The 11,625-nt window shown below is 41.1% G+C and carries 11 protein-coding genes and 2 pseudogenes; 5 read left to right on the plus strand and 8 right to left on the minus strand.

All coding sequences use genetic code 11. The features are described from left to right. Positions 1-201: 201 nt before the first annotated feature. A pseudogene (locus tag AXF23_RS06350) lies at positions 202-1,917 on the plus strand (helicase-related protein); the annotation flags it as partial. Positions 1,918-1,980: 63 nt separating this feature from the next. On the opposite strand, the gene AXF23_RS06355 reads toward AXF23_RS06350, so the two are convergent. From AXF23_RS06355 to AXF23_RS06375, 5 genes and pseudogenes are all read right to left on the minus strand, one after another. Then, the gene (locus AXF23_RS06355; RefSeq protein WP_107624707.1) at positions 1,981-2,607 is read right to left on the minus strand and encodes a PP2C family protein-serine/threonine phosphatase; all 627 of its coding nucleotides are present in this window, start codon (positions 2,605-2,607) and stop codon (positions 1,981-1,983) included. Next, positions 2,604-3,443, minus strand: a complete 840-nt coding sequence (locus AXF23_RS06360; RefSeq protein ID WP_107625816.1) for a nucleotidyl transferase AbiEii/AbiGii toxin family protein — start codon at positions 3,441-3,443, stop codon at positions 2,604-2,606. The genes AXF23_RS06355 and AXF23_RS06360 overlap by 4 nt, the downstream gene beginning before the upstream one ends. Beyond that, the gene (locus tag AXF23_RS06365; RefSeq protein ID WP_107624708.1) at positions 3,421-4,425 is read right to left on the minus strand and encodes a type IV toxin-antitoxin system AbiEi family antitoxin; all 1,005 of its coding nucleotides are present in this window, start codon (positions 4,423-4,425) and stop codon (positions 3,421-3,423) included. Before AXF23_RS06365 ends, AXF23_RS06360 begins: the two co-directional genes overlap by 23 nt. A 155-nt stretch (positions 4,426-4,580) precedes the next feature. Continuing rightward, on the minus strand, positions 4,581-4,889 hold the full coding sequence (locus AXF23_RS06370; RefSeq protein ID WP_004342808.1) for a helix-turn-helix domain-containing protein: 309 nt from the start codon (positions 4,887-4,889) through the stop codon (positions 4,581-4,583). Then, a pseudogene (locus AXF23_RS06375) lies at positions 4,877-6,100 on the minus strand (AAA family ATPase); the annotation flags it as partial. The gene AXF23_RS06370 and the pseudogene AXF23_RS06375, both read right to left, overlap by 13 nt. Before the next feature lie 425 nt (positions 6,101-6,525). Between AXF23_RS06375 and AXF23_RS06380 the strand changes: the two are divergent. Further along, positions 6,526-6,738 carry a hypothetical protein gene (locus tag AXF23_RS06380; RefSeq protein WP_107624709.1) on the plus strand — a complete coding sequence of 71 codons (213 nt, stop codon included), beginning with the start codon at positions 6,526-6,528 and terminating at the stop codon, positions 6,736-6,738. A 449-nt stretch (positions 6,739-7,187) separates the two neighbouring features. Here AXF23_RS06380 and AXF23_RS06385 read toward each other — a convergent pair whose 3' ends face one another. Genes AXF23_RS06385 through AXF23_RS06395 form a run of 3 tightly spaced genes read right to left on the minus strand, consistent with a single transcriptional unit; the run spans position 7,188 to position 8,613 of the window. Further along, positions 7,188-7,601: a hypothetical protein gene (locus AXF23_RS06385; protein WP_107624710.1), complete on the minus strand. Its 414-nt coding sequence runs from the start codon at positions 7,599-7,601 to the stop codon at positions 7,188-7,190. A gap of 44 nt (positions 7,602-7,645) precedes the next feature. Further along, positions 7,646-7,903, minus strand: coding sequence for a hypothetical protein (locus tag AXF23_RS06390; protein WP_107624711.1), 258 nt, complete (start codon positions 7,901-7,903; stop codon positions 7,646-7,648). 14 nt (positions 7,904-7,917) lie between these two features. After that, complete coding sequence (locus AXF23_RS06395; RefSeq protein ID WP_107624712.1) at positions 7,918-8,613, minus strand: LexA family transcriptional regulator; 696 nt, start codon at positions 8,611-8,613, stop codon at positions 7,918-7,920. Positions 8,614-8,755: 142 nt separating this feature from the next. Between AXF23_RS06395 and AXF23_RS06400 the strand changes: the two genes are divergently transcribed. The 3 genes from AXF23_RS06400 to AXF23_RS06410 all read left to right on the plus strand — a co-directional run bounded on the left by AXF23_RS06400 (position 8,756) and on the right by AXF23_RS06410 (position 11,522). Continuing rightward, positions 8,756-8,965 carry an S-adenosylmethionine synthetase gene (locus AXF23_RS06400; protein ID WP_107624713.1) on the plus strand — a complete coding sequence of 70 codons (210 nt, stop codon included), beginning with the start codon at positions 8,756-8,758 and terminating at the stop codon, positions 8,963-8,965. 113 nt (positions 8,966-9,078) lie between these two features. Further along, entirely contained in the window at positions 9,079-9,456 is a 378-nt protein-coding gene (locus AXF23_RS06405; protein WP_107624714.1) for a hypothetical protein, read from the plus strand. Positions 9,457-9,467: 11 nt separating this feature from the next. Continuing rightward, entirely contained in the window at positions 9,468-11,522 is a 2,055-nt protein-coding gene (locus AXF23_RS06410) for a DDE-type integrase/transposase/recombinase (protein ID WP_107624715.1), read from the plus strand. Positions 11,523-11,625: the final 103 nt, after the last annotated feature.

An 11,625-nucleotide genomic window follows, 5' to 3' on the forward strand; every position in this document is an offset into this window, starting at 1 on the left:
GAAACGGACTGAAAAAAGTGTGGATTTCTCTTGTTTTCATCGAAAATAAAGACTACCTTTGCAACGTTAGATAAGTGGTCTTTGAGGCATTGCAGAATAAAGAGAGGAAAAGAAACACGCTCGTTTCCAAATCGTTCACCTTTTATTATTCTATATTATGTTTTCCTTTTGTAATCAGCCGATTACATTCGCTCCTATTACTTTTATGCGGAGATTTGCGATTTTCGCACCGCCAAGGACATCGGTATCGACCGTCCTGAAAAGAATGAGATACTACATAATATACCACCGACACCCGAGCAGGAAGTTTTTATCGGCAAGCTGATGGAGTTTGCCAAGAGTGGCGATGCCACGCTTTTGGGACGAGCACCTCTGAGTGAGAGCGAGGAAAAGGCAAAGATGCTTATTGCAACCGATTATGCCAGAAAGATGAGCCTTGATTTACGCATGATTGACGAAAATGGGTACTCAGACCATATAGACAACAAGGCAAGTCATTGTGCGAAACTCTTGAATGACTATTACCAAAAGTACGATGCACAGAAAGGGACGCAGTTTGTTTTCTCTGATTTAGGTACTTATAAGCCCGGTGGAGACTTCAATGTCTATTCGGAAATCAAGCGTAAATTAGTGGAGGACTACCATATACCGTCCTACGAGATACGCTTTATCCAAGAGTGTAAGAACGAGAAGGCCAAGAAAGCGATGGTAGATGCCATGAACCGTGGTGACATTCGCATTATCTTCGGTTCTACATCCATGTTGGGCACAGGTGTAAATGCGCAACAACGTGCGGTAGCCATCCATCATTTGGACACGCCTTGGCGACCTTCGGACCTGGAGCAACGCAACGGACGAGCCGTGCGCAAGGGAAATCTTATCGCCAAGGAATTTGCGAACAACAAGGTCGATGTGATTATCTACGCTGTAGAACGTTCTTTAGATAGTTATAAGTTCAATTTGCTGCATAACAAGCAACTCTTCATCAATCAGCTGAAAAGTAACCAGCTTGGCAGTCGCACCATCGATGAGGGTTCGATGGATGAGGACAGCGGCATGAACTTCTCTGAGTATGTAGCAGTACTTTCAGGTAATACCGACCTTTTAGAGAAAGCAAGATTGGATAAGAAGATTACCACCTTGGAATCAGAGCGCAAGAACTTCCTTCGGGAGCGTGATGCTGCAAACGGCAAGTTGGCAGAGATTGAGAGTTCCGTGTCCTTCCATACGGATAAAATCAAGGAGGCACAGTCTGACTTAGCTCTCTTTGAGAAACGTGTGGAGCGTGATGATGAAGGTACACCTATAAATAAACTGACAATCAAAGGTGTGGAAGATAGTACCGATATCAAGGCTATTGCTGCACGTCTGCAGGAGATAGACGAAAAAGCACGCACCAAAGGAGAGTATAATAAAATCGGTGAAGTTTATGGTTTTTCCATAATGGTCAAGACGGAGAGCACTTCCAAAGACTTGTTCGACTGTTCGGTGAACCGCTTCTTTGTGAAAGGGCAGGAGTCTATCTACTACACTTACAATAACGGTAAGTTGGCGACAGACCCGAAACTTGCATGTCAGAACTTTGTTAATGCCTTGGAGCGTATTCCAAAGGTAATAGAATCGCATGAGAAGGAAATGGAGAAGGTAACAGCCAATAAGGATGTTTACATTACTATTGCAAACAGCTCGTGGAAAAAAGAGGACGAGCTTCGCTCACTTAAAAGTGAAGCTGCTGAATTGGACAGAAAGATTGCATTGACAATTTCTACCAATAAAGAGGCAAAAGGAGATGTAGAACAAGACAATTCCATATCCATAAGTGGACTACCTAACCAAATAGATAATAAACAATCTAAGATACATGAAGACAGTGAGGATGGTCGTTCACAAGGTTTTCGTCCAAAATGGAGGCACTAATTCTCCAATATATAGAAGAGTAGATTTTCGGTAGTATATATATAGCTGCTGGAATCTAACATTTTATTTTATATTAATATCAACTACAGAACAGTCATCTCCCGTGCATTGTAAAGGTGGTGAAGTTCTCTGTTGCAAGTACTCACTTACATCATATTGTTTGTAAAAGCCATCGCTACAAAGTATGAAGCGATCTCCTGTTTGTACTGACATTTGATATACTTCTATTGGACTTCTGTACCCTCTTCCATTAATACAGATTGTAAGGTAACTCTCACCTCCAATGTTGATTACATCATCGGACGTCAGCAGTGTGATTGTCCCATTAATGTGTTCATGATATAGACGAACATCCCCCAATGAAGTATAATAGAGAAAGCTATCCGTCAGATACACAAGCGTGAGGGCAGTACCCATCTTACACTTTCTTTGGTAGCATGCCTTGCGTAAGGTTTTATCGGCATATTCTAAGCTCTCTTGAATAATCTTTGAGGGATCAGACGCATTGTAACTTTCAAAGTAATCAAGGATTGCTTCACAAACGATTTTCGATGCCTGTTCAGGAAAATCTAATCCTCCCATACCATCAGCAAGTAAAACCAAAGTTCCGCCTGCTATTTTCTTCTGAAGAATAAAGTCTCCATTCATTTCGTTAGCAGCTATGCTTTGAAAAGCAATACATATTTTCATCGGGTAAACTTATTAAAAACTTCTATCATTTTTTGGAAAGCATATAAAACTTGCTCATACTGAAGAACTGAGTTACTGTCCAATATTTGTTGAAGAAGCCTACTGTCCTCTTCTTTTGTGATTTCCTTTTGTAGACATTTTTCATAATAGGACAAATACTTTATGGGGAGAAAACCAACAATGTCATTGGCAAGCCAATATGCACCGACAATAAACTCATCAAAATCGTCCCAATCAAATACTTCTTGGTACACACTCCTGTTTAAGTTGGCTACGAAGTAGTTCTCAATGATAAACCCCATATCATCAGCATCTTTATTTGTTTGCAGGTTACGATCTAACCAAGCATTAAACTTTAGGATAAAAAGTCCGTGAAGTGATGCTAGCTTGATGTCAAATTCATTATCAATACTTATGGTTATAGCATCTTTTAGAACCTCCTCATAACCTTTCACAGACATGGCAATATCTTCTTCTGGTGGCCAATAAATATATCCATCTTCTTTTGCAACATCTCCGTAAGGAACAACATCCATTTCATAAACCCCATAATAGAAGCGTTGATACATTTTCTCATCCTTAGTGAAACCATGCGCCAAAAGCATCTGCTTTATTTCGTCAAAGGCTTCCCAATTAGGGATAGCAATAGCTAAATCTAAATCTCTCGTTTTTCGACCAGAGCTAATGCCTACTAATTGCTGTATCAGTATATCACGTGCAGTTGCACCAATTACAAAGAAGTCTTGTCCTACCTCTTTAAAACATTCACTGGCGGTTCTTAATAATTCAACCAAAAATGGATTGTCTATCTTATTACTTGAAATTTGAAAGCTCATCATTCAATATTTTATTTGCAGCTTCTATCGAACGACTATTGCCATCACCTAATAAGTCTGCATAAATAAGAATTATTGGCATTGTACTGCCTTTCCAAAACTTCTGATACATTGTAATTTCTCCTTCTGTAGCACGCATGGCACCTGTTTTCATCAGATTACCCCAAGCTACATCGGTATATATTTCAAACTTTTGTGGAGTTAAATATCCGTTTACTTGATAAGCAGCACACTCTCCACCCCAGCATATTCCTTCGGGCAACACTATTTTATCCCATTGTGCTTTAGACTGTTCATCTCGAAAGGCAAAATGCTTCACCAAAAGTTTTGGCTTAAGAACATGATGATAGTTTTCCACCCATAGATCAAGCAACCTGCGTTTATCTTTCAGTATACGCTTTCTTTTAGTAGTCAATACAAACTTTCGAGCTTCTAATTCATCAAGTACATTTTTTATAGTACCTAACGAAACGTCGCACTGTTCTTTGATTTCCCTAAAAGTTTTACCCACATTGTCTACATCTTGCAATAAATAAAAAATAACTTTTAAGCCTGCTTCTTGAAAGATTGGATAAGCCTTGTTAAGCGCTATAGGTGCTTTTTCACCTGTGTGAGAAAGTTGAAAAATCAACTTCTTACCTTTTGTATATAGGATTTGATAGTTACCAACAGTATCTACAAAATTAATGCCTGCCGTTCGTAAAATGTTATAAACACCTGGTTGAACATATCGTGCTATAAGCAAAATAGGTATCTTTTGTAGTTCAGCACACCCCTTTATCAAATCCTGAATGCGGCCAATGTTGATAATATTCACCTCGTTTTCTACAAGACAAGGAAAGTCTATTCCTATAATGTTAACTCGTCCCTTAAGTATAGGATTACTTTGTGGAGTTAAATCATAGGTGATATTGAGTCCACTTTCTCCCCATTGTTGCTTCATTGCACTTACTGCCTGTTCTATAATATGTACTTCTCCCATACTTGTTCATTCTTTATTACTTGTTCAACAATATTGAACACTGCAAAGATAATGAACAAACACGAAGACGCCAAATATTTTGTTCAATAAATTAATTTTGTTCAATAATAGTGAACAATAGAAGGATATTGAAAGAATCTAATTTTTGAGAGAATTTACCTACACTCTCGCTTACGCAGTATACTATCAATCTCTTCACGAAGAAACAGCAGCCTACCATTAGCTTTGAGAAATGGGATCTTACCTGCCCAAACCCAGTTATAGATAGTCTTTTGCTCAACTTTCAAGATTCTAGAAACATCTATGATATCCAGATATTCCGGTTTCAAAGGTGGACGGACAGTTGTATCGACGGATTGCTCTTGCAGGACAAGTAGCTGGTCGAGCTTATTCTCGACAGTTCTTAGTTTATCAAACAATTGTTTGCACCAATCTGTTTCTGAAGTATCGTTTAAGTATGGCATAGTTCTCCTTTTTGATAGTTTCCACTTGTATCTTGCGTCAATATGCGCTGCTCTTTCATATATGCAATGTACTTTTTTGCAGTTCGGTCTTTGATCTCCATTTCACGCATCAGCACCTCACAAAGTTCCTGGTATGAAAGCCTTAGTTTGGTCCGAAATGCAGATTTGATGACAAGCAAGAGTTCATCGGTCTTACGCTTTTCCTTATCTTCCTTCGATTTCTCGCCACGATAGACGTGCATGTCTTCAGTTTTATCCCAGCCAAAGAGCATCATTGGAACATCTAATGGGCTTCCGTCACGGACTTTCAATGCCTTGACGACAGAATATTCAGGATTGTCGTCCTTTTCTATAGAGAGAATGCCCGCCGCCTTGCGTTGAAGTTCCGAACCAATATGTCCACGCAATTTTATGCCATTAGGCACAAAGTGAAGCACACAAACAATACAGGTATTGTATATGCCTGCCAATCGGTACAGTTCATCTACAATAGCTATACTTTCCGTTTCATCGTTGGCTGAGCGTATCAAGTCAGCAATACCGTCAATTACCACAATATGGATACCACCATGCTTGTGATAGAACAAGTCCATACTCTCACGAATGATTTTTAGCCTGTCTTTGCGGGATAGTGATGCCAAGTAGAGTGAATGGTAGAACTCTGGCACTGCCTTTACTCCTGCCCGACGAAGTGTCTTTCCCAGGTTCTTGTGCAGCTGTGCTTCAGACTGCTCCGTATCATAGTGGAGTACCGCTAATCCTTTGGGGTTAGCAGTTATCTCTAATCCCAATGTCTGTTCAGCTTGTAATCGTTCCGAACCAAGTGTGCCTGAAAGGATTCCAGAAATATAGTTGCTCTTACCTGTTCCTTCTCCACCTGTGATACAAAACAGATTATCCTGTGTTCCGAGTGGAACACCATTGACTGCCACAACTGATTTTGAAGCATCAGGTGGATTATCGTAGTCGATTTCACAAGATTTTAATATCATCATTGTCTGTGAATACATATTGGTAAACATATCAGAAAGGAGAACTTTCAAGTCATTCGAGTTATTTCCCAAGGCAAAGAAGTCAGATATATCTTTCTCCGACTTAATCCCTTGCAATGGTAAGGTCAAGCTCAAAACCTTATATTGAATGAGTGCATTTGTTTGTTGTTTGGCTTCTCTTATTCCCGTCTCATCAGAGTCATATAATATGATAATATTAAGGGGGGTAAAACGAAATGTGTAAATACGATGTTTGGGTGGACGTGATTAGATTGTTTGTTTATCAGAGAGTTACGGAATATTAGAGGATGAATGAGGTGCAAAACGAAATGTTACAATCGTGTTACATTTGCGTTACATTCGATGAGCGTTTGAATGGTGTTTGAGAGAAAAATGTTACATAGGAGGGTAAATGGGGCGATTTGGGACGTTTTAAGCCTGAATATGTGTACTTAATAGTGTAAGGAGTATTGACGGCGACAAAGGCGAAGCAAATAGCTTTGACAGGGTTGTTTTATGTATAAATTGATGAGGTAGGTTATTTACAGCTTACCTTTTATTTTACGCATTTAGTAAAATATTATATGATTAAAATATCGTATATAGTAACTATTTTGTATATTTGCAAACAAAAAGAGATAACTATGACAAAGGTAATACACGTACAATTGATGAAAGGGAGGAAGAATTATTACTTTGGCTCAATTCCTGCGATTTACAGCGTTTTGACGGCTGAGGAGATTGGTATTAAGCAAAGCTCGCTGGAGCGTGTAGGACTGAGCAAGGGAGGGGTTGTACTGAACAAAAAGGCTTGTATCAGGGCTGGTGAGCTTATACGCTCAAAGGTGATAAAATAAGGGTATGTATAAACAGCTAAAACGCTGATTGAACGATAGTTGAACGGATTTCAATACGTTTCTGAACGGTTGAAAGCCGTTTTCTTTATTTTATTGGGTTGTAAAGGTGTGTTTTTAAGGTAAAAAATGGCTTTGGAGTGACATTAGGGGTGACGATTGGAGTGACAGTGTAAAACGAAATGTGTAAAGAGGGGTGACATTAGGGGTGACACTTTTTTTATGTTTTTGACCACATTCACCCCCCTAATAAAGACGAAAAAAAGCGGATAGACCCTATTTTTAATCATTTACCCCCCCCATTTATTCCGTATAAGGAGGGGTATAATATCATATCTCGTTAATAGACATATTGTCGAATTTCCTTTATTTTCAAGGCTTTTAGGCTAATTTTGATGTATTACACCCAACAAAAGTGTGTGCGTGCTCACTTTTGCGCCTTATCGTGCACCTTATTCAACATCAGAAATGCTTATAACTGTGCCCAGGCTGTCAAGTGTAAAGATTTGGTTGTAGATCTGTGTTGCACCATATTGATTCTTTGCACGGTATTTATGACGTACTATGAACCATTTAGTGTGTGGGTTCTGTGATACTGGACTCCATTCAACACCATCATAGCTTTCAGGATCGTTCAGATTCTTTTTTAAGAACTGTTTTACCTGGCGTACTGAAGCATCTAATACATCATTGTGAACAACAGCCACAGGTTCTTTCTTCTCTTGTGGTTCTGGCGAATCGCTAAATGCACCTGCAATTAATACTGATATTACGATTAAGCCAATAACCGCTAATATAGAAAGATTAAGCTTTGCCTTTTTCCTCTCTTGTGGAGTCCTCTCACTCCATTTCTTTTTCTCTTTCATATAATATAAACTTAAGTTATTAGACGTATTATAATTGAAAATAGTTATGCATCAATCTCCCAATCTTTGTAGCCCTTTGCACGCAGTTCTTCCAAGCGTTTTGTATAGGCTGTGATATCATGAACCAGTGGAACCATTCTATACCTATCGTATAACTGCTGTTTCTCGTCATCTGTCAATATAACAGGCTTGTCAGGATGTAACTTGTTCCAATAGTTTTCTACAAAGAACACTGCATTACAGCGTACTCTGGCATATTCTTTCAAGAACTCTTCAAGTTCAGTCTTCTCCGGGTCTATCATAGTATATATGTTTATCAAATGATACAGTTAATGCGTACAGATGCCTTGACGAGGGCAAGAGCAGTAATACGGCGAAAGTCGATATCCCTTGCTGCATAAGCAGGATTCTCTGAGCCGAGCGTTACGAATGGTTCGCCCTTATCAGACTTGCGGATGTATTTTACCACAATATAGTCTTCTCCATCAATATCATAAGAAAGCAGGTACATTTCTCCATAGAGTAGATTATTCATATCGGTTGACTGCTGCTTATACAGTATAATATCGCCAGACTTGAGCAAGGGATACATAGAATCACCAACAATACGAATAGCACCATCACACTTGGGTAAATTAGGAATCTTAATAGTATCAATGATATTCTGCTTGTTGTTGTCAAAGAGGGCCTTCAGTCCTGCAGTAGCTTCAAAGTCATAGAGATATACTACTTGCGTATCTTCTTTTTTCTCTATGCTGCGAGGTTGGTGTATAGGCTTCACCTTTACTTGTGACTCTTCTGTTGTGGGTTTGAGCATGGGACCTTGGCCTGTGAGGAGCCACTCTGGAGAAATGTTTACGCATTTTGCATAAACAATATCAATGTCAAAGGTATTCCGGCTAATCCATGTATTAACAGCCTGTGGAGATACGCCTATTATACGAGCAAATTCTGACTTATTTCCGTCAGAATAGTGTTCTATAAGCTTTAAAAGTCTATCCTTTTTCTCCATAATTAAACATTTTGCGTAAAATAATTGCCTAAATATTTGTTTTGTTTATGCAAAGTGTTTATCTTTGCAGCGTGTTAAGTTTATTAACAGCGTCCAAAGATACAAAAAAGGGGCGTGATTTGCAAATTTTAGATAAGAGAATATGGAAGGGAATCTTTTCGACAAAGTTAGTAATGAGAAGTTAGATATGCTGCATGGAGCACTCAGCGAGGTAATCAGTGACATGCGTTATGCAGGGGAGAGCGTTGATGCTACTTTTACTGACGAGGCGTTTTGGGCATGCCTTTCGATTAGGAATATGGTTTTTGCGGCTCTTAGAAGACATGAGATAAATAAAGGTTGTAGATTGTAGATAGCAAAAAGGCGGCTACGTCCGAATGGTAGCGGACACGGAATTAAAAGCATCGGAGCGATTGGGGTTCGATTCCCCACCGCCTACAAAATTAACATTATAAGAAAGGAATTATGGAAAAACAAATCTATGTAAGTAAGAAAGGTAAAACTCACTTGTGTGAAGTCTTTAACTGCACCACAGTAATGGTATGGAAGGCTCTGAACTTCAAAAGTGATAGCGAGCTTGCAAGGAAGATTCGCTTCACTGCACTGACACAGCTGAACGGAACTCCTAATTGGAAGCAGGCAGAGGTTGAAACTACTCACGAGGAAGCAGAACAGACAATGACACAGACCTTCGGTGAGCGAGTGAAGTTGGTTTTCGACCGCAAGGATGGTAGTGTAAGTGTGTTTGTTGACGGAGTTGAGACACGTCGAGAGCAGGATATGAACATACCTGCTTTCATGGAGTTACAGAATGAAGTTGAATTGATGGCTATGAGCTTATAACTATATTTGGGATGGAATACTTCAACAAGATATTGTGCGTAACCTACGCGGAACTGACTGGAGGTGGTGATGCAGTTATTAAAGCTGCTACATTACGTCAGAACATGAGCCGTGGAAATATTGTCAGCGTACACCGTGGAGGTGGCGAGGGCGGTCAGGCACTCTACGCATGGAGTTCCATTCCTCAGAAATACAAGGCTCGGTATATGGAACGATACGGTGATCCAGAGCAGCGAATGAAGGAAGCGATGATGCGTGACCGCATACGGCTTGACAGCGAGGCACGTGAGTTCTTTGAAAACTTCACCTACGAGAAGAACGGCAAGCAGGAACATCTTACAGAGAAGCTCATTGAAGAGTACACCATTAATGCGAGTGTTCTGAAAGAGCTGTTGAAGATGATGGCACAGCGTAGAGCAATTCGTCAGAGTTTGAACGGCAGCACTGCAGGAGCTTGGGAGGTAATCTATCAGAGTTCTGAAACTATGCGCAAAGAGTATCAGCATACCCTTCCACAAAATGAAGCACGACTGAAAGCAAAGATTAAGGCTTTCAAGGCAGATGGCTACAAGAGCCTTATCAGCGGTAAGGTCGGAAATAAGAACACACAGAAGATAACAGACGAGTTCGGACAGCTACTCATCGCACTGAAACGTTGCAGGGTTCCTGTCTACACCGATGCGCAGCTCTTTGAAGAGGCAAACCGCCAGGCGGAAGCAAACGGCTGGAAGCCACTGAAAAGCCTTAGCGGTATGAAACGTTGGCTGAACAGTGCTGCGATTATGCCACTATGGTATGATGCTGTACATGGTGAGCAGGCAGCACGACAGAAGTTCGGACGTAAGCACCGTACGGCATTGCCAACGAAGCGTGATGCGCTGTGGTATGGTGACGGTACAAAGCTTAACCTCTACTATCAGGACGAGAACGGCAAGGTGCGCACCACACAGGTCTATGTCGTCATTGATGCGATGAGTGAGGTGATGCTTGGTTGGCATATCAGCGATACAGAGGACTACGAAGCACAATACCACGCATATCGCATGGCAATTCAGACAAGCAAGCACAAGCCCTACGAGATTGTTCACGATAACCAAGGCGGACATAAGAAACTGGATGCTGACGGACTGTTTAAGAAGCTTTGCCACGTGCATAGGACCACGCAACCTTATAACGGTGAGTCAAAGACCATTGAGGCGGTGTTCGGTCGGTTCCAACAACAGGTGCTGCACAAGGATTGGCGATTCACAGGTCAGAACATTACGGCAAAGAAGATGTCGAGCCGTCCGAACCTTGAATTTATTGAGGAGAATAAAGACTCACTCTATACGCTTGAGGAACTGAAAGATGCTTACGCAAAAGCTACTAAGGAGTGGAACGAAATGGCGCACCCTACATACGGCAAGAGTAGACAGGAAGCCTACGACAGCAGCGTGAATGAGGAAACGCAGCAGGTTACGGCACACGATATGGTGGATATGTTCTGGGTAACGGCTAAGCGTATGAGTACCTTCACCGACCAGGGTATCAGTGTAACCATTAAGAAGGAGAAGCGACAATACGAAGTGATGAGCCAGCCAGGTGTACCAGACCATGAGTGGCGCAGGCAGCACACTTACGAGCGGTTTGTTGTTAAGTATGATCCTTACGACTTCGGAAGCGTTCGGCTCTATAAGAAAGAAGCTGATGGCAGTCTGCGATTTGAACGAGTAGCAGAACCTTACGTTGTTATCCATCGTGCGATACAAGAGCAGACAGAAGGCGAAGCTGCGTTCATCAGACAGGAACAGGCAGCCAATACCACTGACCGCATTGAGCGAACAGTTGCAGGACGTGAGATTGAAAAGGCTCATGGTATAATGCCAGAGCAGCACGGTCTGCGTAGTCCAAAGCCTAAGGGAATGACAGCAGCTGAACGCCGACAGATTGAACGTCGTACTGGCATCTATAGCAAGTCTCCAGAAGAGTATAAGATAGGACGGAAGACGAAGCAAGTGAGCCTTGAGGACTGGGCGGAGGTCGAGACGGCAGTGGTTGATATGGCAGCAACGGCAGGAAAGCTATAAAGAAACCGATGATAAGTCATTCTCTTACGCATCAAAAGTGGGTCACTTATGCACTGAAAGTGATAAGGTAATTATAAGCAGCGAGGCAATGCCTCACTGAACC

This window comes from Prevotella sp. oral taxon 313, assembly GCF_003043935.1.
Lineage (GTDB): Bacteria > Bacteroidota > Bacteroidia > Bacteroidales > Bacteroidaceae > Prevotella > Prevotella jejuni.

What these genes read in the sequence shown, in the direction of transcription:
- AXF23_RS06385 (WP_107624710.1), bottom strand. Translation starts at nt 7,601, where the DNA reads ATGAAAGAGAAAAAGAAATGGAGTGAGAGGACTCCACAAGAGAGGAAA.
- AXF23_RS06405 (WP_107624714.1), top strand. Translation starts at nt 9,079, where the DNA reads ATGGAAAAACAAATCTATGTAAGTAAGAAAGGTAAAACTCACTTGTGT.
- AXF23_RS06410 (WP_107624715.1), top strand. Translation starts at nt 9,468, where the DNA reads ATGGAATACTTCAACAAGATATTGTGCGTAACCTACGCGGAACTGACT.
- AXF23_RS06355 (WP_107624707.1), bottom strand. Translation starts at nt 2,607, where the DNA reads ATGAAAATATGTATTGCTTTTCAAAGCATAGCTGCTAACGAAATGAAT.
- AXF23_RS06370 (WP_004342808.1), bottom strand. Translation starts at nt 4,889, where the DNA reads ATGCCATACTTAAACGATACTTCAGAAACAGATTGGTGCAAACAATTG.
- AXF23_RS06380 (WP_107624709.1), top strand. Translation starts at nt 6,526, where the DNA reads ATGACAAAGGTAATACACGTACAATTGATGAAAGGGAGGAAGAATTAT.
- AXF23_RS06390 (WP_107624711.1), bottom strand. Translation starts at nt 7,903, where the DNA reads ATGATAGACCCGGAGAAGACTGAACTTGAAGAGTTCTTGAAAGAATAT.
- AXF23_RS06365 (WP_107624708.1), bottom strand. Translation starts at nt 4,425, where the DNA reads ATGGGAGAAGTACATATTATAGAACAGGCAGTAAGTGCAATGAAGCAA.
- AXF23_RS06360 (WP_107625816.1), bottom strand. Translation starts at nt 3,443, where the DNA reads ATGAGCTTTCAAATTTCAAGTAATAAGATAGACAATCCATTTTTGGTT.
- AXF23_RS06400 (WP_107624713.1), top strand. Translation starts at nt 8,756, where the DNA reads ATGGAAGGGAATCTTTTCGACAAAGTTAGTAATGAGAAGTTAGATATG.
- AXF23_RS06395 (WP_107624712.1), bottom strand. Translation starts at nt 8,613, where the DNA reads ATGGAGAAAAAGGATAGACTTTTAAAGCTTATAGAACACTATTCTGAC.